A 22669-nucleotide genomic window follows, 5' to 3' on the forward strand; every position below is an offset into this window, starting at 1 on the left:
TCTTCCTCCGAGTTCCTCCGAGGGGGCGGCCGGGAGCGGTTCAGAGCGCGTCGACGGCCTCGCGGACGGCCCCGATGACCTCGTCCTGCACCCGCGGTGACAGCGAGGGGTACATCGGCAGCGAGAAGATCTCCCCGGCGATCGCCTCGGTCACCGGCAGGTCGCCCTCGCCGTAGCCCAGGTACGCGAAGCCCGTCATGGTGTGGACCGGCCACGGGTAGCTGATGTTGAGCTCGATCCCCCGGGCGGCGAGCGCCTTGAGGATCTCGTCGCGGCACGGGTGGCGGACCACGTACACGTAGTAGACGTGGTCGTTGCCGGGCGCCGTGGCGGGCAGCCTCAGGCCGGTTCCGGCGAGCCCCTCCTCATAGCGCCGGGCGACCGCGCGGCGCCCCTCGATGTAGGCGTCGAGCCGGGCGAGCTTGTGCCGCAGGATCTCGGCGTGCACCTCGTCGAGGCGGCTGTTGTGCGCCGGGGTCTCCACCGTGTAGTAGACGTCGTCCATCCCGTAGAAGCGCAGCCGCCGCAGCCGCCGGTCGGTCTCGGCGCTCCGGGTGATCACGCCCCCGCCGTCGCCGTAGGCGCCCAGCACCTTGGTCGGGTAGAAGGAGAAGGCGGCCGCGTCGCCGGTGGTTCCGGCCAGGGTGCCGTGCTGCCGGGCGCCGTGCGCCTGGGCGCAGTCCTCCAGGACGGCCAGGCCGTGCTCGGCGGCCAGCCGGCGCAGCGGCCCCATGTCCACGCACTGCCCGTACAGGTGCACCGGCAGCAGCACTTTGGTGCGCGGACCGATCGCGGCGGCGACCTGGCCGGTGTCCATCAGGAAGTCCTCGTCGCGGACGTCCACGAACACCGGGACCGCGCCGACGGCGTTGATGGCCACCACCGTGGGGGCCGCCGTGTTCGACACGGTGATGACCTCGTCGCCGGGCCCCACTCCGAGCGCGCGCAGCGCCAGGACGATGGCGTTGGTCCCGTTGTCGACGCCGACGCAGTGGTCGACCCCGTGCCAGGCGGCGAACTCCCGCTCGAAGCCGAGCACGCTCTCGCCGAGGACGAGCCGCCCCGAGGAGAAGACCCGGTCGACGGCGTCGAGGATCTCCTTGCGCTCCTCGCCGTACTCCTCCACGTAGTCCCAGACCCGGATGGTCATTCACGTCTCCATTCGTGCGTCGCGTGCCCTGCGTTGCGTTCCCGGCCGGAGTGCGCCGGGGCGGGGCGGCCTCACCGCGCGGCGCCGAGCGCCGCCGGCTCCGCCCCCTCCCCCGGGGCTCCGCGGAACGGCGGCTCCAGGTCCGCCCGCGCGTCGAACCCGGAGGACCCGTCCCTGTCGAAGGCGGCCGCCAGCTCCATGAGGTACCGGCCGTACCCGGACCCGGCCTGGAGCTCGCCGAGCCGGTGGCAGGCCTCGGCCCCGATGAAGCCCATCCGGAGCGCGACCTCCTCGACACAGGCGATCCGGACGCCCTGGCGCCGCTCCAGGATCCGCACGAACTCGCCCGCCTCCAGCAGCGAGTCGTGGGTGCCGGTGTCGAGCCAGGCGAAGCCCCGTCCCAGGTCGACCAGCCGCGCCCGGCCCTGCTCCAGGTAGACCCGGTTGACGTCGGTGATCTCCAGTTCCCCGCGCGCGGAGGGGCGCAGGCCGGCGGCGATGTCCACCACCTGCTCGTCGTAGAAGTACAGGCCGGTGACCGCGCGGTCGGAGCGCGGGTGCGCGGGCTTCTCCTCCAGGGACAGCAGCCGCCCCTCGGCGTCGGCCTCCGCCACCCCGTAGCGCTCGGGGTCGGAGACCGGGTACCCGAACAGCGTGCAGCCGTCGACGGCCCGTGCGTGGTGGTACAGCAGCGAGGACAGCCCGGGCCCGTGGAAGATGTTGTCCCCCAGGACGAGCGCCGAGGGGTCGGCGCCGATGTGCCGGGCGCCGATGCGGAAGGCGTCGGCGAGGCCGCGCGGCTCGTCCTGCTCGGCGTAGTCGATGCCCAGCCCCAGGGACGACCCGTCGCCCAGGAGGCGGCGGAAGGCGGGCAGGTCCCGCGGGGTGGAGATCACCAGGATCTCCCGGATCCCGCTGAGCATCAGGACCGACAGCGGGTAGTAGATCATCGGCTTGTCGTAGACCGGCAGCAGCTGCTTGGAGACCCCCTTGGTGATGGGGTGGAGCCTCGTGCCGCTGCCCCCTGCGAGGATCAGGCCCTTCATGGACGGCCTCCGGTGGTCGGCGGTCGCGCGCCCGCGGTCCGGAGCACCCGGGAGGGGTCCGGGGCACCGCGCGCCCCGGGGCGGGCGTCCCGCCCCTGGGCCCACATCGTCCGCGCCCGGCGCGGCCTCATCCAGGGCGCCGGGGAGGGTGTGTCAGCTCGGGCCGGACCGGTGCCGGGGGGCGGGCGCCCCCCGGCACGGGAGCCGTCTGGGCCCGCCACATGGCCCGCAGCGACTCCTCCAGGGTGGTCCGCGGCCGCCAGCCGAGGAGCGTCCCGGCGAGCCGGACGTCGGCCAGCGACCAGTCCCCGCCCAGCCCGGCGACCGGAGCGGGCTCCTCGGCCACCGCGCCGCGCGGGAGCCCGGCCACCGCGGCCATCAGGGCGACCGCCTCGGTGATGGGCACGGCCCTCCCGCCGCCGATGTTGACCGCGTGCCCGGACGCCTCCCGAACCTCGGCGGCGCGCAGCACCGCCTCGGCGACGTCCCGGACGTCGACGAAGTCGCGCCGCGCGTCGGCGACGCGGAGCGCCGGGCGGCCTCCCGCGGCGGCCTCGCGGAACAGCCGCAGCAGCAGGCCCGGGAAGGAGGCCGGCGAGGGGTGCGGACCGCACACGTTGGCCAGCCTGAGCACCACCGCGTCGGCCCGGCCCTCCCGGGCCGCCGCCAGCGCCTCGCGCGACCCGGCCAGCCTGCTGCGGGCGTAGGCGTTGGCCGGGCGGGGCGGGGTCCGCTCGTCCACCGCCGTCCCGGGCGCTGCCGGGCCGTACTCGTGCAGGGTGCCCAGGTGGACCAGGCGCGGCGGGCGGGGCTGGTCGGCGGCGGCCTCCAGGAGGGTGCGGACCGCGCCGACGTTGGCCGCCCGCAGGTCCTCCTCCGACCGGTCCCAGCCGTCGCGGGCGTTGGCCGCGTCGACGGCGTTGACGACGACGCGCGCGTCCGCCCCGCGCAGCAGGGCGCCGACCTCCCCCGGACCGGCGGCCGCCAGGTCCATGGGGTGGAACGGGTGGCCCCGCATGTGCTCGGCGGGGCCCCGGGCGACCGCGAGGACGGGGCGGCCGCGCGCGGCGCAGGCCGCGACGACGTGCCGCCCCACCCATCCGGTCGCGCCGAGCACCACGACGGTCCCGCCGTCCGCGGCGGGCGTCATCCGGTCCCCGCCGCGGACCGCAGCTCATCGTCCAGCTCGCGGCAGCGGCCGTAGTCGGGCAGCAGCCCGGCGTCCGCGGCCTCGGCCAGGGTCGGCGCCGCGCGGTCCCGCTCGGACAGCACCGGCGCGACCCCGCCGGGCAGCGGCAGCCTGAGCTCGGGGTCGGTCGGCGCGATCGCCCGCTCGTTCTCGGCGACGTACTCCCGGGAGAGGGTGTAGCTCATCGCGGTGTCGTCCTGGAGCGCCGCGAACAGGTGCCCGACGCCGACCGGCAGGTAGGCCGCGCGGGCGTCGTAGGGGTCCAGCACCACGCTCTCCCAGCGGCCGAAGGTGGGCGAGCCCAGCCGCAGGTCGACGATGAAGTCCAGCGCCCGCCCCTGCGGGCAGTGCACGAACTTGGCCATGCCCGGGGGCGTGGCGGTGTAGTGCAGCCCCCGCACGACGCCGCGGCGGGAGAGGCTGTAGCTGGTCTGGGCGACGGGGAAGAGGCGGTGCCCCGTCGCCCGGGCGAACGCCGACTCCTGGAAGGGGGAGACGAAGGAGCCGCGGGTGTCGGTGTACACGTGCGGGGTGAAGACGAACGCGCCCTCGATGGCGAGTCTGCGCACCTGCATTCCGCGGTTCACCCCCCGCCCTTCGCGACCCCGACGAACAGGCCCGGCCCGTCCCCGGGCAGGTACTCGACCGCGCAGCCCGCCTCCTCGAACGCCCGCTCGTACTCCTCGCGCGCGACGACGGCCAGCACGTGCTCGTCCGTGAAGTGCCGGATCCCGTTCTCCCGGTCGGCCACGATGTAGTGCACCTCCATCCGGTGCGCACCGTCCTCCAGTACGGCCCGGGAGACCCGCGAGACGGTCCTGGCGCCGACGGTGAAGGTGTCCGCGACCACGTGCCGGTCCAGCGCCGTCTCCGGGAAGTACCAGGGCTCCAGCACGATCACGCCGCCGGGCTCCAGGTGCCGGGCGAAGGAGGCCAGCGTGGCACGCACGCCCTCGGCACCGCCCGTGTAGCCGATCGAGCTGAACATGCAGGTGACCGCGTCGAACCGGCGGCCGAGCCGGAAGTCGCGCATGTCGCCCGTGTGCAGCGCGGTCCCCGGCAGCCGCTCGCGGGCCACCCGGAGCATGTCCTCGGCCAGGTCCACCCCTTCGACCGTGTCGAAGCGGTCCGCCAGGTGGCGCAGGTGCGCCCCGGTCCCGCAGGCCGCGTCGAGCAGCGACACCGCCCCGGGACGGCGTTCCGTGATGATCGCGGCGACGCGCTCGGCATCGGCCGCGTAGTCCTTGCCCCGGCCGCTGTAGACGTCCTCGTAGAGTTCGGCCCAGCGGTAGATCCCCGCCAGGCCGCCGTCGCGCGTCATACGACCCGCACCTCCGGGACGTAGAGCACCCACTTGCCGCCGGCCTCGCGGAACCCCTGCTCCTTGGCCATGATCTCGTCGGCGTGGTTCCAGGCGAAGAGCAGTGCGTAGTCCGGGTACGGCTCGGAGAACCCCTCCGGGGCGACCACGGGGATGTGCGCGCCCGGGGTGAGGCGGCCCTGCTTGGCGGGCGTGCTGTCGTGCACCCGGGCGACCAGGTCCGGGCCGATCCCGCAGTAGTTGGTGACGGTCGCGCTCTTGGCGGTGGCGCCGTACGCGACGACGGTGCGGCCCTCCTCCTTCAGCCGGCGCAGGAGGGAGGACAGGTCGCCGCGGATGGCGGCCACCGCCTCGGCGAACCCGCGCAGGGTCTCGGGGGCGTGCAGCCGGGCCGCCTCCTCCTGCTCGATCAGCTCGGCCACGGCGGGCGACGGTGTGCGGGCCCCTTGGCGCGCCAGCGTGTAGCGGACCTCGCCGCCGTGCACCGGCAGGCGCTCGACGTCCACCAGCTCCAGTCCGCCGCGCCGGGCCATCTGCTGCACGGAGGTGGCGGTGAAGAAGTAGAAGTGCTCGTCGTAGATCTGGTCGAAGGAGGTCTTGGCGACGATGTCGCCGAGGTAGGGGTCCTCGAAGACGAACACGCCGTCGGGCCCCAGCAGGACGTCGACCCCTTCCAGGATGGACCCCATGTAGGGGATGTGGCAGAGCGTGTTGGCGGCGAAGACGACGTCGGCGGGCCCGTACTCCTCGCGCACCGCCTTGGCGGTCGCGGCCTCGAAGAACTCCTCCCGCACGGCGACCCCGGCCTCCCGGGCGACGGCCGCGACGCTGCCGGAGGGCTCGAATCCGAGGTGGCGCACCCCGGCGTCGCGGACCGTGCCCAGCATCACGCCGTCGTTGGAGCCGATCTCCACGATGAAGGGGGACTCGGACGACGCCTCCTTCTCCAGGAAGCGGCGTGCGGTGGCGCGGAAGTGCTCGCGCATCACCGCCGATCCCTGGGAGAAGTACGGGTAGTCGGCGTTGAACATGCGCTCCCGGGGGACCTCCTCCATGAGCTGGACCATCGTGCAGGAGCCGCACAGGCCCACGGCGAGCCGGTAGAAGAACTCGCCGGAGGCATCGCCGCCCGGGTCGAGGAACGCGTCGGAGAGCGGCTGCCGCCCGAGGTCGAGGAAGCCGTGGACGTCCCCTCCGCAGATGCGGCACTGGACGGGGCCGAGCTCCGTTCCGGCGGGTCCGGTCATAGGTCTGCTCCTTGGCGTGAGGCGGAGGGCACCGCCCCCGACCCTTCCCCGGGCGGGCGCCTGCGGCCAGGAGGCGCGTTCGAGCGTGTCAAGTCGCCGCGGCGGCCGACCGGCCCGGCCGGCGTCCGGGTTCGGACATTTTTCGCTGATCATGACAAAGGAGGATTTGAGCAGTAGGGAACGGGCGGCGCGGGGCCCACGATCACCGGACCGCGCCCGGCCACGCCGCGGGCGCCCTTCCGAAAGGACCCGTCCATGACCACCCCGCGCGCGGCCGAGCGGCCGTCCTCCCCGCCGGAGGACACCGCCCGCCGCCACCTCGGCGAAGTCCAGGGCTTACGCGGCCTCGCGGTCTCCCTCGTCGTGGTGGCGCACATCAACTCCACCCACCTGACCGGCGGCTACATCGGCGTCGACGTCTTCTTCGCGGTCTCCGGCTTCATCATCACCACCCTGCTCCTGCGCGAGGCGCGTGAACACGGGCGCGTCCGCCTCACCGCCTTCTACGCCCGCAGGATCCGGCGGATCCTGCCCGCGGCGACCCTGGTCCTGGTGACCGCCGGCGCGGCCTCCCTCGCGCTGCTGCCCCCCGCGCAGACCGCCGAGACCGGACGCCAGCTGCTGGCCTCCGCCCTCTTCGCGGAGAACCTGCTGCTGGCCTCCTACCACGCCCCGGGCGTGGCCGACTTCCCGGCCGAGACCATGAACGCCGTCGCCCACTACTGGTCGCTGGCCACCGAGGAGCAGTTCTACCTGGTGTGGCCGCTGCTGGTGATCGGCTGGACCGCCCTGCCCCGCCGCCTGCGCGGCCTGCGCACCCTGTTCGCCGCCGGGAGCGTGCTCCTCCTGGGCTCCCTGGCCGCCTCGGCGCTGCTCACCTCCCCCGACGGGATGGGCATGGCCTTCTACCTGTCGCACACCCGCCTCTGGGAGCTCGCCGCCGGCTGCCTGCTGGCCGTCGCCCTGGTGCGCCTGTCCGTGCCCGTCCGCGTGCGCGCGCCGCTGGGCTGGGCCGGGCTCGCCGCCATCCTCGCCTCCGCCTTCCTCTTCGACGAGCGGACCGCCTTCCCCGGCTGGATCGCCGCGGTGCCGGTCCTGGGCACCCTCGCGGTGATCGCCGCCGCGGACTCCCCCGGCCGGTGGACCGCCTACCGGCTGCTCAGCACCGCGCCGGCGCGGTTCGTCGGCGACGTCTCCTACTCCCTCTACCTGTGGCACTGGCCGCTGATCGTGTTCTGGCCCGCCCTCACCGGCGGCCGCCTGAGCTGGGGCTGGCCCGACGGCCTCATCATCGGCGTGCTGTCGCTGCTGCTGGCGTGGGGGACGAAGGTCCTGGTCGAGGACCCGGTGCGACACGGTCCCCGCCTGCGCTCCCCGCGGGCCGCGGCGGCCTTCGCCGCCGGCTGCACCCTGCTGATCGCGGCGCTGGCGTGGGGGATGCTCTCCGCCTCGGGCGTCTGACCGCCCGCCGCGCGGCACGAGGGGGGACCCATGAGAATCACACGTGTCCACCGTGACGGGGGCACTCCCTATCGAGCGGCACTTCTGTAGAGAATGGACGCACGGACCATGAACCGGCGCGCAAGGAGGAGACCGACGATGGACTCGGCCACGACGGACCAGGTTCACGACACCGGCGACGGCACCGACGCCCTCGACCTGAACATCCACGTCTTCGAGAGCTGGTCCGCCTCCCCCGAGGCCACCATGAACCCCACCACCATCACCTGGGCCGTCGCGCAAGGGCACGGCGGACCGGCGGTCTGAGTGCCGCAGGATCCCGAGACGGGCGGCCTCCGGGGCCCCTTGGCCTTCAAGGCGGGTCTGCACGCGCGGACCGTCCCCGGTCAGGCCGTCTACCTCTTCTCCGAACACCGGGTCACCGCACTGCGCGGGCGCCACGTGGAGGCCCTGGCCCCGCTGCTGGACGGGACCCACGACCTGGCGGCCCTGCAGCGCGCCGCCCCGGCCGGGCTGGCCCCGGACAGGGTCGCCGAACTCGTCGCCCGCCTGGACCGGGCCGGCCTCATCGGCCCCGCACCTCAGGCCCCGCCGGAGAGGGCCGCCTTCTGGGAGGCCGGAGGCGCCGACCCGGCCGCCGCCGAGCGCTCGGTCGCCGGGACCGCGGTGCAGCCCGTGGCGGTCGGCACGGCGGACGCCGAGGGGACCGCCTCGGCGCTGGCCGACACCGGTCTGGGGGTGCGCGAACCGGTCCGGCACGCGCCTGGGTCCCCGCTCCGGCTCGCCCCCGACGCCGACCTGACCGTCGTGCTGTGCACCGACTACCTCGCCCCCGGGCTGGACGAGGTGGACGCCGCGCACCGCGAGCGCGGCCGCCCCTGGCTGCTCGCCCGCCCCACCGGCGCCGTCATGTGGATCGGGCCGGTGTTCACTCCAGGGGAGGGCGGAGGCTGCTGGCACTGCCTGGCACACCGCCTGCGCTTCCACCGCCAGGGTGAACTCCACGCGCTGGAGGCCGTGGGCGGCGCCGGGCGGGTGGACCGCCCTCGCGCCGCCGTCCCCGCGCTCACCGCCGCGGGGGCCGGACTGGTCGCCACGGAGGCGGCCAAGTGGGCCGCCGGGCACCGCGGCTCCTGGCAGCGCTCCGTCTGGACCATGGACACCATCACCCTGGAGGCGCGCCTGCACCCGCTGCACGCCCGCCCCCAGTGCCCCGCCTGCGGCGACCCCTCCCTCGTCCGGGCGCAGGCCCAGCGCCCGGTGCGGCCGCGCCCGCACCCGCGCTCCCGGGAGGCGGAGGAGGGCACCGGCCACCGGACCGTGTCGTCCCGCGAGGTACTCGACGCCTACGCGCACCTGATCGGCCCGGTCACCGGCCTGGTCAAGGAGCTCACCCCCGTCGAGGGGCCGCCCGGGACCCACACCTACCGCAGCGGCCCCAACGCGGCGGCCCCCGGGACGGGGGTGGACGGGATGCGCGCCGTGCTGCGGGTGGAGAACGGCGGCAAGGGGACCACGGACGAGCAGGCCCGGGCGAGCGCGCTGTGCGAGGCGCTGGAGCGGCGCAGCGGGACCTATCACGGGGACGAGGAGCGGATCCGGGGGAGCTACACGGAGTTCGCCGGCACCGCGGTGCACCCGGCCGACTGCCTGCTCTACGACCCCCGGCAATACGCCGGCCGCGAGCGGTGGAACGCCGAGCACGGTGCCTTCCAGTTCGTGTGCGCGCCCTTCGACGAGGACGCCGCGACCGACTGGACCCCGCTGTGGTCGCTCACCGAGGAGCGCCGGCGGCTCCTCCCCACGGCGATGCTGTACTTCGGGGCCCCCGCGGAGCGGGCCGAGCCCGTGGTCACGGCCGACTCCAACGGCTGCGCGGCCGGGGCGCTCCTGGAGGACGCCGTGCTCCAGGGCGCCCTGGAGGTCGTGGAGCGGGACGCCGTGGCGCTGTGGTGGTACAACCGCACGGTCCACCCCGGCGTGGACCTGGACGCCTTCGCCGACCCCTGGGTGGATCGGATGCGCGGGGTGTACCCCGGCCTCGGGCGGGAGTTCTGGGTCCTGGACGTCACCTCCGACCTGGGGGTGCCGACGATGGCCGCGGTGACCCGGCGCACGGACGGCGGGCCGGAGGAGGTCATGTTCGGCTTCGGGGCGCACCTGGACGCGCGGGTGGCCCTGCGCAGGGCGGTCGCGGAGATGAACCAGCTCCTCGGCGCGGCCGGGCCGGCCACCGACTGGGGCGACCCGGACGCCGACCGCTGGCTGCGCGGCCCGGGGACGGCGGCCGGCGCCTACCTGCTCCCCGACCCGGACCGGCCGCCCTCCGCCCCCGGCGACCACCCGTCGGGGCCCGGGGACGACGCGGCCGCCGACGTCCTGGACCTGCGGGACCGGTTCGCCGCACGCGGCCTGGACATGCTGGTGCTCGACCAGACGCGGCCGGACATCGGGCTCCCGGTGGCCAAGGTCGTCGTCCCGGGGATGCGCGGCATGTGGGCGCGCTACGCCCCCGGCCGGCTCTTCGACGTCCCGGTGGAGCTGGGCCGCCTGCCCGCTCCGACCGCCTACGCCGACCTCAACCCCTACCCGCTGTTCCTGTGACCGGCACGGCGGCGGGCCGACCGCTCAGAACCACCCGGCCTCGCGCGCGATGCGGATCGCGTCCACCCGGTTGCGGGCGTTGAGCTTCGACACCGCCGAGGTCAGGTAGTTGCGGACGGTCCCGGGGGTGAGGAAGAGGCCTTCGGCGATCTCGACCACGTCGCGCCCGTCCGCGGTGAGCCGCAGCACCTCCAGCTCCCGCGAGGTCAGCGGGCACTCGGCGCTGTCGAAGGCGGCGACCGCCAGCTCCGCGTCGATCACCCGCCGCCCGGCGTACACCCCGCGCACCGCCGCGGCCAGCTCGCCCGGCGGCGCGTCCTTCGGCAGGAACCCCCCGACCTTGGCGGCCAGCGCCCTGCGCAGCGCCCCCGGTGTCCCCAGGCTGGTCAGGATCAGCGTGCGGACCCCGGGCGCCTCGGTGCGCAGCCGCGCCGCGGCGGTGAGCCCGTCCATTCCGGGCAGGTCGATGTCGATGATCACCACGTCCGGCCGGTGCTCCAGGACCGTGGGCAGGATCCGGTCCCCCGTGTCGATGTCGGCGACGACCTCGATGTCCTCTTCGAATTGCAGCAGGGAGACCAGGGCCCCGCGGACCATGTGCATATCCTCGGCGAGGACCACGCGGATCACCGTGATCTCCCCATCTCCTCACGCCCGCATGCAACCAGGATCGCCATTTATCCGAAATGTACCTTTAAGTCGTTTATTCGAAAACCTGCGTCATGCTATCGCAGCGAACACCGTTCCCCATATTCCTTTTTGTCCGCAAACGGCCCGAGGTCCCGAACGGACCACGGTTCCCGGTGGTCCCGCCGCCGGTCAGCGGACCGGCGGCCCCGGATCCACCAGCCCCTCCGGCCCCGCCTCGGCCCCGGCCCGCGCCTCGGCCGCGAACCCCGCCTCCCCCAGGGCCGCGCGCGCCGCCCCGGCCGCCCGGTCGACGTCCCGGCGCTCGGCCGCGGGCAGCGGGGCGCCGATCCCCTCCCGCACCGCCGCCGCGGCGCCGAGCAGCCGCGCCGCCTCCGTGTGCGCTCCGGCCAGCGCCCGCGCCCCGGCCAGCCCCTCCAGGGCCAGCGCCACCGCGCGCGGCTCCCCGGACGCCCCGGCCACGGCGTACCCCTCGGCCTGCAGGCGCAGCGCCTCCCGCGCATCCCCGCGCAGCTCGGCCACGAACCCCAGCTCGGCCAGGATCAGCGCCAGGGTGCTGTCGCCTCCCCGCCCGCCGATCCAGTCGCGCAGCCGCAGCAGGTGCGCCTCGGCCGCGTCCAGGTCGCCCTCGCGGCGGGCGACGAGCCCGAGCCCGAGCTCGGCGTAGCGCCGGCCGAAGTGGTCGGAGTGCTCCTCGGCCGTGCGCACCCCCCGCTCGTGGAACTCCCGGGCCGCCGGGTAGTCCCCGTTGAGCAGGGCGATCCTGCCGATCCCGGAGTACTTCCAGGACGCGTCGTGCCAGAGGCCGAGCCCTTCGGCGATCCGCAGGCCCTCCCGGTGCAGCCGCTCGGCCCGCCCGTAGTCCCCGGTGATCTCGGCGAGCGTGGCCAGGGCGTCCCCGGCCTGGACCAGCCCCCACTGGTCGCCCAGCTCCCGGAAGTACTCCAGGCTCTGCTCCCCGTCCCGGGCGGCGCCCGCCAGGTCCCCGGAGAACAGCCCGTACCAGGTGCGCTGCGCCAGGGCGGCCGCGGTGCCCCACCGGTCGCCGTGCGCCCGGAACTCGACCAGGGCCTCCTCGATCAGTTCCCTGCCGAGCCCGTTCTTGTTCACCGCGAACAGCGCCGTGGCCAGGAACCAGCGGGCGCGGGCGCGCTCCAGCGGACCGGACCCCCGGCCGGAGGCGAGCGCCCGGCGGCCCTCCGCGACCGGGTCGGGCCCGGTGCGCGTCAGCACCCCGATCCCGGCCGCCCAGACCTCCAGGTCGGCGCGCACCCCGTCGCGGTCGTCCCCGCCGAGCGCCAGCGCCGCCGCCAACGACCGCTGCGCCTCCCGCAGCCGCCCGCGCAGGTACCAGTGCCAGGTGAGGGCCGCGACCAGGCGCCGCGCCCGTGCGGCGTCGCCGCCCCGGACCGCGGTGTCCAGCGCCGCGCGCAGGTTCGCGGACTCGGCGTCCAGCCGGCGCAGCCAGGTGCGCTGCTCCGGCCCGTACAGGTAGGGCGCCGCCCGCTCGGCGAACGCGGTGTAGTGGGCCGCGTGCCGCTCGGCCAGCACGGCCGCCTCCCCGGCCTCCTCCAGCCGCTCGGCGCAGTAGGCCGCGACCGACTCCAGCAGCCAGTAGCGCGGCCCCTCCGCGCCGTCGACCATGATCACCAGGGACCGCGCGACCAGCCGCCCCAGCGTGTCGACCACGTCCTCGGCGGCCACACCGTCCCCGGCGCACACCGCCTCGGCCGCGGCCAGGCCGCACCCGTCGGCGTGCACCGCGAGGCGGCGGAGCACCCGGCGCTCGGCGGCGCCCAGCGTCTCCCAGCTCCAGTCGATGGTGGCGCGCAGCGTCCGCTGCCGCTCCGGCGTCCCCCGGCGGCCCCCGGTGAGCAGGCGGAACCGGTCGTCCAACCGCTCGGCCAGCTCGTGCACGCCCAGGGCGCGCACCCGGGTCGCCGCCAGCTCCAGCGCCAGCGGCAGGCCGTCCAGCCGACGGCAGACCGCGGCGATCCGCTCCGCGTTCCCCTCGTCCAGGGTGAACCCGGGGGAGGCCGCGGCGGCGCGCCGGACGAACAGCTCCACGGCCCCGCTGGCGCGCACCTCCTCGGTCCCCGCGCCCGGCTCCGGCACCTCCAGCGGCGGGACCAGGTACAGCCGCTCGCCCGGGACCTCCAGCGGCTCCCGGCCGGTCGCCAGCACCCGCAGCCCCGGGGCGCGCCCGAGCAGCAGCCCGGCGAGCTCGGCGGCCCCGCCGACCACCCGCTCGCAGCCGTCCAGCACCAGCAGCACCTCGGCCCCGCGCACCGCCTCGACCAGCCGGTCCACCACGTCCTCGCGGTCCCGCACGGCCGGGACCGGATCGCGCAGCTCCATCACCTCGCAGACCGCCTCGGCGACCGCGGACGCGGCGGCCTCCCCGGACGCGTCGCCGCGGCGGAGCCCGCCGTCGGCCTCCACCGTCCACACCCCGTCGGGGAAGTCGCCCTGGAGCGCCGAGGCGACCTCCGTGGCCAGCCGGGTCTTGCCGACGCCACCCGGCCCGGTGAGCGTCACCAGGCGCTCGCCGCGCAGCAGCGCCGCCACCTCGGCCACCGCGCCCGGGCGGCCGACCAGCTCGGTGACGGGCACCGGAAGGCTCGTCCGGCCCCGCAGCGGCCCGGCGGCGGGCTCCGGCGCGTCCAGCGACGGGTCCTGCCGCAGGATCGCGTCGCGCAGGCGGGTCGTCTCGGCCCCGGGGTCCACCCCCAGCTCCTCACGGAGCCTGCGCTCCAGGTCCGTGTGGCTGCGCAGCGCCTCGCCCCGGCGCCCGGACCGGTAGAGCGCCAGCATGTGGGCCGCGCGCAGGCGCTCGCGCAGCGGGTGGGCGCCGACCAGGTCGGCCAGCTCGCCCGCGAGCATACGGTGCTCGCCCAGGGCCAGCCGGGCCTCGGCCTGCTCCTCCAGGGCGGCGGCCCTCAGCTCCTCCAGGCGGGCGACGGCCGGACGGGCGAAGTCCTCGTCGGCGAACCCGGCCAGCGCCGGACCGCGCCACAGTGCCAGCGCGTCGGCCAGCAGCGCCGCCCGGGCCCCGGTGTCGCGGGCCGAACGGGCGCGCGCCAGCAGTTCGGAGAAGCGGTCCGCGTCCACCACCTCAGGGCCGCCCTTGAGGAGGTAGCCGGAGGGGCCGGAGGACACCAGCTCGCGCCCGCCCGGTTCGGCGTCCTCCAACGCGCGGCGGAGCTGGGAGGCCTTCGCCCTGAGCGCGGCGACCGGCCTGCCCGGGGGAGACGCGCCCCACAGGTCGTCGACCAGGCGGTCGGCGGAGACCGGCCTGCCCTCGGCGACGAGCAGGGCCGCGAGCAGAGAGCGCACCTTCAGCTCGGGCACCCGGACCGGATGCCCGTCCGACGTCCACACCTCCAGCGGCCCGAGTATGCCGAATCGCATCAGCCGATCGGAGGACGCACCCGGAGAAGGGCCGTTCCCCCGCCCCCTTTCCCAGCGGTCGCGCGGGCGGTCCGCGCGGTCCGGAGCACTTCCGAAACGCCACCAATCTAACCGTGCGGCCGTCCCCGCGGTCACTCCCGGCCGGGGGCGCCTCCCCTTCCCGCCGCCTTCCGGGGAAAGGTGACAAACTCGCCGCCGGGAAAAGCGGTCCGCGCCGGGCCGGTACCTAGCATCGCCTCGTTGTGCCCCGGGGCCCTCCGGAGGCGAATCGGCGATCGGTGAACGGACCCGTCCCATGACCGACGACTCACGCCCGGGCGACCCCGCCTGGTTCGACGACTCCAAGCTCGGCGTCATCATCCACTGGGGCGCCGCCTCGATCCCCGCCTACGCGCCGGTGCGCCGTGCGCGGGTCCCCGACCCGGTGGCCGACGGCGACGTCTTCGAACGCGCGTCGAACCCGGGCTGGTGGCGCACCGACGGCGACGCGATGATGTACCAGAACGCGCTCGCACTGCCCGGGAGCGCGGTGGCGCGCCACCATGCCCTGCACTACGGGGACCTGCCCTACTCGGCCTTCGTGGAGCGCTTCCGGGACGCGACGCTGCCGGCGTGGGACCCCCGCCCGTGGGCCGAGCTGTTCGAGCGGGCCAGGGCGGGCTACGTGGTGTTCTGCGCCAAGGGCGAGGACGGCTTCCTGCTGTGGCCGAGCGAGCACCCCAACCCCCGCGTGGCCGGCTGGCAGTCCGAGCGCGACGCGGTCGGCGACCTCGCCGCCGAGGTGCGCGCCCGCGGGATGGAGTTCGGCGTCTACTACAGCGCATGGGACTTCGCCACCAATCACCCCCCGGTGCGCGACCTGGATTCGGCCTTCGCCGCCGTCCCCCGGGACGAGGAGTACCGGGAGCGGTTCGTCGCCCACTGGAAGGAGCTCGTCCGCCGGTACCGCCCCGTCACCCTGTGGAACGACTACGGCGTCTCCCCGCCCGGCACCGACCTTCCGGCGCTGTTCGACTGGTACCGGTCCCAGGTCCCCGAAGGGCTGGTGAACGACCGGTTCGACCTGCCCGCGCAGAGCTCGGGCGAGCTGCACTCCGGGTACGCCACGCCGGAGGGCACCACGGTCGGCCCCGAGGGGCGGCGGTGGCAGGCCGTGTGGCCGCTGAGCACCGGCTACTGCTTCAACCGCGAGGAGACCGACGCCGACCACATCTCCCCCGAGGCCCTCGTCCACGCGCTGGCCGACATCGTGGCCCGGGGCGGGACCATGCTGGTCAACGTCGGCCCCACCGGGGCCGGGGCCGTGCCCTGGTCGCAGTCGCAGCGGCTGCTCGCGCTCGGGGCCTGGCTCGGCGAGCACGGCGAGGCGATCCGCGGCACCCGGCCGTGGACCACCGTGCACGGGATGACCGACGAGGGTGTGCAGACCCGCTACACGCGCAAGGGCGACGACCTGTACGTGATCGTGCTCGGCACCCCGCGGACCCGCACCCTCGGGCTCGACCTGAGGCTGCGCGAGGGGGCCCACGTGGAGCAGGTGGGCCGCCCCGGCCCGCTTCCCTGGAGCGATTCCCCGCACGGCGTCGCCGTCGAGCTGCCCGAGGCCCCGGCCCCGCAGCCGGCCATGGCGGTGCGCATCGGCCCGGTCGGCGCCGTCGAGCCGCTCGGGGCGGCCCCCGCGGACGGCGGCGGCTGACCGCCCCGTCCCCCGACCACAGAGAGGTTCGGACGAGCATGAGAGCACTGTTCCTGCCGGGCAACAGCCCGGCCACGATCTACACGCACGCCGCCCTGGCCACCGCGGTCCGCAACGCCGGGCACGAGGTCTTCATGGGCGGCATCGAATGGGTGCTGCCCGACATCACCGCGGTGGGGCTCCCCGCGGTGCGGATCTCGCCGCTGGCGCTGGAGGACGTCATGGCCTTCATGGCCGGGATGCCCACCGACCCCGAGGGGGCGGCGCGCGCGGCCGGCCGGGTGTACGCAGAGATCGCCGTCGACGGGCTGAAGCCGCTGCTGGAGACGGCCGAGCACTGGCGGCCCGATGTCGTGGTGGGCAACCCCATGTTCTACGGCGCCCCGCTCCTCGCCCACCACCTGGGCGTCCCGACGGTCCTGCAGGAGTGGGACCGCGGCGACGCCTCGATCTACCACCCCGGTGCCCTGGAGGTGCTCCGGCCGGTCCTGGACGACCTCGGCCTGGACGGGCTCCCCGAACCGGACCTGCGGATCGACGTCGGCCCGCCGAGCCTGCGCCCCGACGGCGCGCCCGGGGCGCGGCCCATGCGCTTCGTCCCGGCCAACCCCCAGCGCGCGGTCGAGCCGTGGATGTACGGCAGGGGGGACCGGCCCCGGGTGGCCATCACCGGGGGGAGCCGCGTCTTCCAGGGGGACACCCTGCACGCGCTGGCCGAGGGCGTCGCCGCGCTGGGCGTCGAGGTCGTCGTCGCCGCGCCCGAGCCGGTGGCCGAAGGGCTGCGCGCCCGGATCCCGGAGGTGCGCGCCGGGTGGATCCCGCTCGACGTGCTGGCGCCCACCTGCGACGTGATCGTGCACCACGGCGGCGGCGCGACGGACATGACCGCGATCGCCTCGGGGGTGCCCCAGCTGATCGCCATCCAGGACGTCTCCGCGGTGGAGATGCGCCGCCTGGCCGAGGCCGGTGCGGGGATCATGCTGGAGGAGGACCGGCAGCGGCCGGAGGACATCGTCGACGGCTGCCGCGCCCTGCTCTCCTCCCCCGGATACCGCGAGCGGGCCCAGGAGCTGGCGGCGGAGAACGCCGCCCAGCCGCACCCCGGTGAGCTGGTCGGCGCCATCGAGGAGCTGGTCGGCGGCTGACGGACGGACGCCCCCGCCGGGCGCGGGCACGGCCCGCGCCCGGCAGGGGCCGTGTCAGCCCCGGGCCCCGGTCGGGTCGGACGCCTCGCCCTCCTTCTCCGTGCCCGCCTCCTGATCGGCCTCCGGCTCCTGATCGGCCTGCTCCTCCTGCCCGAGCGGCGGCACGTGCCGCAGCACGATCGCCACCACGACCGCGATGAGCAGCATCACGGCCGCGCTGGCCCCGGTGACCGCGTTCATTCCGGACACGAACGCGTCCCGGCCGGCGGCGACCAGCTGCGCGCCCAGGTCGGCGGGTAGGCCCTCGGCCGCGGAGAGCGCCCCGGCGAAGCTGTTGCGCGTGGTCTCCGCGGCGGCCTCCGGCACGCCCTCGGGGATCAGCCCGTCGATGCGCGCACCGTAGACCGCGGCGTTCAGCGAACCGAACACCGCGATGCCCATGGCCGCGCCGAACTCGCCGCCGGTCTCCGACATCGCCGAGGCCGAACCGGTCTTCTCCGGCGGCGCGGAGCTCACCACCATGTCGGAGCCGAGCGCCAGCATCGGCTGCGCGCCCAGGACCGCCACGACCGAGCCCGTGATGAAGACCGCCAGCCCGGTGGTGGCGTCCATCAGCGTCAGCGACACGAACCCCGCCGCGCACACCACCAGGCCGAACGAGATCAGGCGGGCGGGCGGGATGCTCCTGGCCAGGATCGGGGCCCCCATCGCCCCCACCACGCTGGCGATGCCCAGCGGGACGAACCAGACCCCGGCCTGCAGCGGCTCCAGCCCCTGCACCAGCTGGAGGAACTGGGTGAAGTGGAAGGTGAAGGAGTAGAGCACCACCATGCCCAGCAGCAGCGCCACCAGCGCGCCGGTGAACGTGCGGCTCCGGAACAGCCGCATGTCCAGCAGCGGGCTCTCCAGCACGAACTGGCGGCGCACGAACGCCCACCCGATCAGCAGGGACACCGCGACGGCCGCCAGGACCGGGAGCGAGAACCCGCCCTTGGCGATCTCCTTGAGCCCGTACACGAACGGCAGGATCGTGCCGAGCGAGAGCGCCACGCTGAACAGGTCCAGCCGTCCGGCGGAGGAGTCCCGGTACTCCGGGAGCAGTAGCGGCCCCGCCACCACCAGCAGCACCATCACCGGCACGGCCAGCAGGAAGACCGAGCCCCACCAGAAGAACTCCAGCAGCGCCCCGCCCACGGCCGGGCCGATCACCCCGCCCAGCGTGAAGGACGTCAGCCACACGCTGATCGCCATGGCCCGCTGCTTGGGGTTCTTGAACATCACGGTCAGCAGCGCCATGGTCGGCGGCATCAGGGTGGCACCGGCCAGACCGAGCAGCGCGCGCGCCGCGATCAGCATCTCCGCGCTGACGGAGTAGGCGGCGATCACCGAGGTGACGCCGAACGCCGCCGCGCCGATGAGCAGCAGTCTCCGCCGGCCGATCCGGTCGCCCAGCGTCCCCATGGTGATCAGGAAGCCGGCGACCACGAAGCCGTAGATGTCCATGATCCACAGCAGCTGCGTGCTGCTCGCGCCCAGGTCTCCCCCCAGGTGGGGGATGGCCATGTAGAGCACGGTCAGGTCCAGGCTCAGCAGCATCGTGGGCAGGGCGAGCATCGTCAGCCCCGCCCACTCCTTCGGTCCGGCGCGCACCTCCTTCTGAGGCGCCGCGGCGGACGGTTCTGGGGTTGCCATGGCTTCTCCGTTTCTCATCACGTTGTCAGCGCGTGGCCGCGGGCCGGCCGCGGCCGCCGGGCTCTTCGAGGCCGGATCCGCCGCCCTGCGGGTAGGGCGCGCGGGCGCGGCCGTCCCGGAGGGTGCGCGCCCACCACGCGAGCTGGTCCAGCAGCCTGCGCGCGCTGCCCTCGCAGCCCGCGGGGTCGGTGGGGCGGCCGCGCGGGTCGAACCGCTCCGGGTAGTTGTGGAAGCTGACGGTCTCCCGGACGTTCACCGCGTAGAGCTCGGTGAAGACCGGCTGCAGCGCCTGCACCGCGCGCAGGCCGCCGGCCGAGCCCCCGTAGGAGACGTAGGCGACCGGCTTGGTCCGCCATTCGTCCCCGTACCAGTCGATGGCGTTCTTCAGGGCGGCCGGGTAGCCGCGGTTGTACTCGGGGGTGACGATCACGAACGCGTCGGCCGCCCGCAGCCACCCGCCCAGGCTGCGCACCGCCCCGGGGACCTCGTCGCCGTCGGCCGTCAGCACCTCGGGCAGCCAGGCCTGCGCCAGGTCGATGGTGTCGACCTCGAAGGCCCCGTGGTCCCGCGCCTGTCCGGCGAACCAGTCCGCCACCACCGGGCCGAACCGCCCCTTGCGGTTGCTGCCGATGATGATCGCCACGCGCAGCGGGCTCTCGGCCATCGCGCCCCCTCTCCCTGCGGGCATCCGTGCGGGCGGGGCCCTCCCCCGCCTGTCGCGGCCAGTGTGCGCGGCCGCCGTTCGGAAACCGTTCGGGTCCGGTTACGGCCCCGCCGAAGCGGCCCGGACCTGACCAACTCCGGGCGGGCGCGGTGGCCGCGGGGGCGGGGCGGTGCCAGGGTGCGGGCGGCGCGGGCCCCCGGCTCCGCCGACCGCACGCACGGTGATGAGGCGAGGTGCACAGTGACGAGCACGATGACCCCCAGCGCGCTGGCCGACGACTCCTGCTGGACCCGGACCGACGAGATGTTCGCGATGCTGGCGGAGTACCGGCGCAAGGAGCCCGTCGTCTGGGTGGAGGGCGACTTCCTGCCGTTCTGGCTGGTGACCCGGCACGCCGACATCACCGCCATCGAGAGCCGGCCCGCCCTGTTCACGAACCGGCCGGGGCCGATCCTGGAGTACGCCGAGCCCCCCGCGGAGACCGCCGAGGGCGACCTGTGCCCGCTGCCGCACCGCGACGGAGAGGACCACCGCGCCCACCGGGCCATCGCGCAGGGCTGGTTCAAGTACAGGAACATGCGCGACCTGGAACCGCGGGCGGCCGACCTGGCCCGCCAGGCCGTCGACGAGCTGCTGGCGCAGGGGCCCGAATGCGACTTCGTGGACACCGTGGCCGCCCGGTTCCCGCTCCGGATGATCCTGTCCGTCCTGGGGCTGCCGGACGCGGACTACCCGCAGATGTACCGGGCCACCCAGACCATGGCCTGGGACAAGGAGCCCGAGGAGGCCTGGAACAACTGGCAGGACTGCCTGGCCCTGTTCGGCCGGGTGACCGAGGACCGCCGGGCGCGGCCCAACGGCGACATGTCCTCGGCCATCGCCAACGGGCGGGTCGGCGGGCGGCTGCTGGAGGAGCCCGACCTGACGACCTACTACATGCTCATCGCCGACGCCGGGTACGAGACGACGGCGTTCGCCATCGCCACCGGCCTGTTCGAGCTGCTGCGCCACCCCGACCAGCTGGAGCTGCTGCGGCGCGAGCCCGACCGGATCCCCGGCGCGGTGGAGGAGATCCTGCGCTGGAGCTCGCCCGTGCGGCACTTCCTGCGCACCGCCCAGGAGGACACCGAGGTGTCCGGGGTGAAGATCCGCAAGGGCGAGCGGGTGATGCTCTCCTACCCCTCGGCCAACCGGGACGAGGAGGTCTTCGCCGACGCCGAGCGGTTCGACGTCACCCGCGAGGACGCGGGGCGGCACCTCGCCTTCGGCGGGCACGGCCCCCACCACTGCATCGGTGCGCCGCTCAGCCGCATGGAGATGCGGCTGCTCTTCACCGAGCTGCTCACGCGCACCGACGCCATCGAGGCGGCCGGGGAGGCGGAGTTCAAGGGGTCGGCCTTCCTCGGCGGCGTGAAGTCGCTGCCCGTGCGCGTCACGGCCGCCGCGGGGGCCGCGCGGACCTGACATACCGCCGCCTCCGCGGTGGGGCGGCACCGCGCCGATGCCGACAGTGGGCCCCGAACGCCCCTTGGACCACGACCCGGAAGGAACCCCATGACCGTGGCCGATGATCAGAACACGGACGCCCTGATTTCGGACGACGCCGTCGAGCTGTACCGGAGCCGGGGGTTCATCAACGTCCCCGGGCTCCTGACGCCCGAGGAGGTGGCCGAGCAGCTGGAGGACGCAAAACGGCAGCTGTCCCGGGAGAAGACCGAGCTGTGGGAGGAGGACGAGGGCCTGGCGATGGACTGGGTCCCCGACGCCGGACTGCGCAGCGAGGTCACCCGCCGGCTCACCTTCCACCCGAAGATCACCGCGGTCGCCGAGCGGCTGGCCGGGGCCCCGCTCCGGCTGTTCAAGAGCGAGCTGTTCCGCAAGCCCGCCGGAGGGGCGTCCGCCCCCACCCCGCTGCACCACGACGAGCCCTCGCACCCGATCGAGGGCCGGCCGATCACCCTGACCGCCTGGGTGGCGCTGGTGGACGTGCCGGTCGAGCGGGGCTGCATGTCGTTCATCCCCGGCTCCCACAAGCTGGTCACGCCCAAGGAGGACGACGACGGGATGTCGCCGCTGGAGCGGTGGCCGCACTTCGCCTGGGAGGAGCGGACGACGGTGCCGATGCGCGCGGGCGACGTGCACTTCCACCACGCCCGCGTCCTCCACGAGGCGGGTGCGAACGACACCGACACCACCCGCGTCTCCCTGGCCTCCATCTACATGGACGCCGAGGCCGTCTACCGCCCCAACTTCGTCTACACCTACCTCTTCCCCGACGACGACCTGGGCGGCCTGAAGCCGGGCGACCCGGTCCGCGGCGAGCGGTTCCCGCTCGCCCGCTCCGGCGCCTGACGGCGCGCCGCCGGGGCCGGCCGGCCCCGGCGGCATGACGGATTCATACCCGCACGGGTGAACCCGCCACTATGGCCGAGCGCCACCGGACGAACACAATGGGCCGTGCGGCGCTCGGCCGTCCCGGACGCCCGTGCCCTGAGAGTGCGAGAGACCGAGGGAAATTGAGCATGACGGAGACCGACCGCCTCCGTGTCGCCGTGATCATCGGCAGCACCCGCGTGGACCGGTTCGGGCCGACGCCGGCGCGCTGGATCACGTCCGTGGCCGACCAGCGCGGCGACATCGAGACCGACCTGATCGACCTGGCCGAGGCCGACCTCCCGTACGTCCTTCCGGGAGACGACCAGGATGCGGAGCTGCCCGCGGCCGTCTCCGCCCTGGCCCCCAGGATCGCCGCCGCCGACGCCTACATCGTGGTCACGCCGGTGTACAACCGCGGCTATCCGGCGTCCCTGAAGAACGCCGTCGACTGGTTCTTCTACGAGTGGGGGGCCAAGCCGGTCGGCTTCGTCTCCTACGGCGGGATCAGCGGCGGCCTGAACGCGGTGGAGCAGCTGCGCACCGTTTTCAACGAGCTGCACGCGACGACCATCCGCAACACCATCAGCTTCGCCGACTTCCCGGACAAGTTCGACGGCCAGGGGCTCCCCACCGACACCGAGGGGGCCGAGACGGCCGCCAAGGACTTCCTGGACCAGCTCTCCTGGTGGGCGTACACCCTGCGGGAGGGCCGCGCCAAGCGCCCCTACGTCTCCTGAGGCGCCGGATCCCGGCCCGCTCGCTCGCGTCCCCTGCTCCGCCCCGTCTCCCGAGGTGACACAGAGCGGCCGAACGCCCTCGCCACCCCCCCCGCCCCCCCCCCCAGCGCTCGGGACGACCCGCGTTGTCCACCGCCCCCCGCACCGACGACGGCACCCACGCCCCGAACCCCGCCGTCCCGCCGGCGCTCCCCGCCCGCCTGCACCACTAACCCGGCCTGGGCACCGGCACCTTCCTGGACCGGGTGCGCGCCGTGCCCCCGGCCGCCGACCGCCCCTTCG

At 74.9% G+C, this 22669-nt stretch carries 18 protein-coding genes; 8 read left to right on the forward strand and 10 right to left on the reverse strand.

Annotation, left to right across the window (positions count from 1 at the left end):
- Positions 1 to 40: 40 nt before the first annotated feature.
- From O4J56_RS21610 to O4J56_RS21635, 6 genes are all read right to left on the reverse strand, one after another.
- A complete protein-coding gene (locus tag O4J56_RS21610) occupies positions 41 to 1150 on the reverse strand; it encodes a DegT/DnrJ/EryC1/StrS family aminotransferase (RefSeq protein ID WP_270688155.1) in 1110 nt (369 codons plus the stop codon).
- A gap of 71 nt (positions 1151 to 1221) precedes the next feature.
- Positions 1222 to 2196 (reverse strand): glucose-1-phosphate thymidylyltransferase RfbA, encoded by a 975-nt coding sequence (rfbA, locus tag O4J56_RS21615; RefSeq protein WP_270688157.1) that lies wholly within the window; start codon positions 2194 to 2196, stop codon positions 1222 to 1224.
- A gap of 127 nt (positions 2197 to 2323) precedes the next feature.
- Positions 2324 to 3346 carry an NAD-dependent epimerase/dehydratase family protein gene (locus O4J56_RS21620; RefSeq protein WP_270688158.1) on the reverse strand — a complete coding sequence of 341 codons (1023 nt, stop codon included), beginning with the start codon at positions 3344 to 3346 and terminating at the stop codon, positions 2324 to 2326.
- On the reverse strand, positions 3343 to 3960 hold the full coding sequence (locus O4J56_RS21625) for a dTDP-4-dehydrorhamnose 3,5-epimerase family protein (RefSeq protein ID WP_270688159.1): 618 nt from the start codon (positions 3958 to 3960) through the stop codon (positions 3343 to 3345). The genes O4J56_RS21620 and O4J56_RS21625 overlap by 4 nt, the downstream gene beginning before the upstream one ends.
- Positions 3961 to 3968: 8 nt before the next feature.
- Complete coding sequence (locus O4J56_RS21630) at positions 3969 to 4706, reverse strand: class I SAM-dependent DNA methyltransferase (protein WP_270688160.1); 738 nt, start codon at positions 4704 to 4706, stop codon at positions 3969 to 3971.
- A complete protein-coding gene (locus O4J56_RS21635; protein WP_270688162.1) occupies positions 4703 to 5953 on the reverse strand; it encodes a class I SAM-dependent methyltransferase in 1251 nt (416 codons plus the stop codon). The genes O4J56_RS21630 and O4J56_RS21635 overlap by 4 nt, the downstream gene beginning before the upstream one ends.
- Before the next feature lie 255 nt (positions 5954 to 6208).
- Between O4J56_RS21635 and O4J56_RS21640 the strand changes: the two genes are divergently transcribed.
- The 3 genes from O4J56_RS21640 (at position 6209) to O4J56_RS21650 (ending at position 10018) form a co-directional block, all read left to right on the forward strand.
- On the forward strand, positions 6209 to 7414 hold the full coding sequence (locus O4J56_RS21640; protein ID WP_270688164.1) for an acyltransferase family protein: 1206 nt from the start codon (positions 6209 to 6211) through the stop codon (positions 7412 to 7414).
- Between the two features lie 138 nt (positions 7415 to 7552).
- Positions 7553 to 7720, forward strand: a complete 168-nt coding sequence (locus O4J56_RS21645) for a hypothetical protein (RefSeq protein WP_270688166.1) — start codon at positions 7553 to 7555, stop codon at positions 7718 to 7720.
- Positions 7721 to 10018, forward strand: a complete 2298-nt coding sequence (locus O4J56_RS21650) for a TOMM precursor leader peptide-binding protein (RefSeq protein ID WP_270688168.1) — start codon at positions 7721 to 7723, stop codon at positions 10016 to 10018. It abuts the gene before it with no gap.
- A 24-nt stretch (positions 10019 to 10042) separates the two neighbouring features.
- Here O4J56_RS21650 and O4J56_RS21655 read toward each other — a convergent pair whose 3' ends face one another.
- Positions 10043 to 10648 carry a response regulator transcription factor gene (locus O4J56_RS21655; protein ID WP_270688170.1) on the reverse strand — a complete coding sequence of 202 codons (606 nt, stop codon included), beginning with the start codon at positions 10646 to 10648 and terminating at the stop codon, positions 10043 to 10045.
- A gap of 189 nt (positions 10649 to 10837) precedes the next feature.
- Positions 10838 to 14077, reverse strand: coding sequence for a BTAD domain-containing putative transcriptional regulator (locus O4J56_RS21660; RefSeq protein ID WP_270688171.1), 3240 nt, complete (start codon positions 14075 to 14077; stop codon positions 10838 to 10840).
- A 295-nt stretch (positions 14078 to 14372) separates the two neighbouring features.
- Here O4J56_RS21660 and O4J56_RS21665 point away from each other — a divergent pair, with 295 nt between their 5' ends.
- Both O4J56_RS21665 and O4J56_RS21670 read left to right on the forward strand, forming a co-directional pair.
- Entirely contained in the window at positions 14373 to 15773 is a 1401-nt protein-coding gene (locus O4J56_RS21665) for an alpha-L-fucosidase (RefSeq protein WP_270688173.1), read from the forward strand.
- A 38-nt stretch (positions 15774 to 15811) separates the two neighbouring features.
- The gene (locus tag O4J56_RS21670) at positions 15812 to 16918 is read left to right on the forward strand and encodes a nucleotide disphospho-sugar-binding domain-containing protein (RefSeq protein ID WP_270688175.1); all 1107 of its coding nucleotides are present in this window, start codon (positions 15812 to 15814) and stop codon (positions 16916 to 16918) included.
- A 54-nt stretch (positions 16919 to 16972) separates the two neighbouring features.
- Here the strand turns inward: O4J56_RS21670 and O4J56_RS21675 are convergent, their stop codons facing one another.
- Together O4J56_RS21675 and O4J56_RS21680 are read right to left on the reverse strand one after the other, a co-directional pair.
- Positions 16973 to 18610 carry an MFS transporter gene (locus tag O4J56_RS21675; protein ID WP_270688177.1) on the reverse strand — a complete coding sequence of 546 codons (1638 nt, stop codon included), beginning with the start codon at positions 18608 to 18610 and terminating at the stop codon, positions 16973 to 16975.
- 25 nt (positions 18611 to 18635) lie between these two features.
- Positions 18636 to 19274 carry an NADPH-dependent FMN reductase gene (locus tag O4J56_RS21680; protein WP_270688179.1) on the reverse strand — a complete coding sequence of 213 codons (639 nt, stop codon included), beginning with the start codon at positions 19272 to 19274 and terminating at the stop codon, positions 18636 to 18638.
- A gap of 240 nt (positions 19275 to 19514) precedes the next feature.
- On the opposite strand from O4J56_RS21680, the gene O4J56_RS21685 reads away from it, so the two are divergent.
- The 3 genes from O4J56_RS21685 to O4J56_RS21695 all read left to right on the forward strand — a co-directional run bounded on the left by O4J56_RS21685 (position 19515) and on the right by O4J56_RS21695 (position 22387).
- The gene (locus tag O4J56_RS21685) at positions 19515 to 20738 is read left to right on the forward strand and encodes a cytochrome P450 (protein WP_270688180.1); all 1224 of its coding nucleotides are present in this window, start codon (positions 19515 to 19517) and stop codon (positions 20736 to 20738) included.
- Positions 20739 to 20828: 90 nt separating this feature from the next.
- Positions 20829 to 21626, forward strand: a complete 798-nt coding sequence (locus O4J56_RS21690; RefSeq protein ID WP_270688182.1) for a phytanoyl-CoA dioxygenase family protein — start codon at positions 20829 to 20831, stop codon at positions 21624 to 21626.
- Between the two features lie 170 nt (positions 21627 to 21796).
- Entirely contained in the window at positions 21797 to 22387 is a 591-nt protein-coding gene (locus O4J56_RS21695) for an NADPH-dependent FMN reductase (protein ID WP_270688183.1), read from the forward strand.
- The last annotated feature ends 282 nt before the right edge of the window (positions 22388 to 22669 follow it).

The organism is Nocardiopsis endophytica, from assembly GCF_027706725.1.
Classification (GTDB): Bacteria; Actinomycetota; Actinomycetes; order Streptosporangiales; family Streptosporangiaceae; genus Nocardiopsis_A; species Nocardiopsis_A endophytica.

Excerpts from the sequence above, each read along its gene's own strand:
- O4J56_RS21620 (WP_270688158.1), bottom strand. The coding sequence starts at position 3,346 with ATGACGCCCGCCGCGGACGGCGGGACCGTCGTGGTGCTCGGCGCGACC.
- O4J56_RS21635 (WP_270688162.1), bottom strand. The coding sequence starts at position 5,953 with ATGACCGGACCCGCCGGAACGGAGCTCGGCCCCGTCCAGTGCCGCATC.
- O4J56_RS21630 (WP_270688160.1), bottom strand. The coding sequence starts at position 4,706 with ATGACGCGCGACGGCGGCCTGGCGGGGATCTACCGCTGGGCCGAACTC.
- O4J56_RS21675 (WP_270688177.1), bottom strand. The coding sequence starts at position 18,610 with ATGGCAACCCCAGAACCGTCCGCCGCGGCGCCTCAGAAGGAGGTGCGC.
- O4J56_RS21610 (WP_270688155.1), bottom strand. The coding sequence starts at position 1,150 with ATGACCATCCGGGTCTGGGACTACGTGGAGGAGTACGGCGAGGAGCGC.
- O4J56_RS21695 (WP_270688183.1), top strand. The coding sequence starts at position 21,797 with ATGACGGAGACCGACCGCCTCCGTGTCGCCGTGATCATCGGCAGCACC.
- O4J56_RS21680 (WP_270688179.1), bottom strand. The coding sequence starts at position 19,274 with ATGGCCGAGAGCCCGCTGCGCGTGGCGATCATCATCGGCAGCAACCGC.
- O4J56_RS21665 (WP_270688173.1), top strand. The coding sequence starts at position 14,373 with ATGACCGACGACTCACGCCCGGGCGACCCCGCCTGGTTCGACGACTCC.
- O4J56_RS21640 (WP_270688164.1), top strand. The coding sequence starts at position 6,209 with ATGACCACCCCGCGCGCGGCCGAGCGGCCGTCCTCCCCGCCGGAGGAC.
- O4J56_RS21690 (WP_270688182.1), top strand. The coding sequence starts at position 20,829 with ATGACCGTGGCCGATGATCAGAACACGGACGCCCTGATTTCGGACGAC.
- O4J56_RS21660 (WP_270688171.1), bottom strand. The coding sequence starts at position 14,077 with ATGCGATTCGGCATACTCGGGCCGCTGGAGGTGTGGACGTCGGACGGG.
- O4J56_RS21625 (WP_270688159.1), bottom strand. The coding sequence starts at position 3,960 with ATGCAGGTGCGCAGACTCGCCATCGAGGGCGCGTTCGTCTTCACCCCG.
- O4J56_RS21645 (WP_270688166.1), top strand. The coding sequence starts at position 7,553 with ATGGACTCGGCCACGACGGACCAGGTTCACGACACCGGCGACGGCACC.
- rfbA (WP_270688157.1), bottom strand. The coding sequence starts at position 2,196 with ATGAAGGGCCTGATCCTCGCAGGGGGCAGCGGCACGAGGCTCCACCCC.
- O4J56_RS21670 (WP_270688175.1), top strand. The coding sequence starts at position 15,812 with ATGAGAGCACTGTTCCTGCCGGGCAACAGCCCGGCCACGATCTACACG.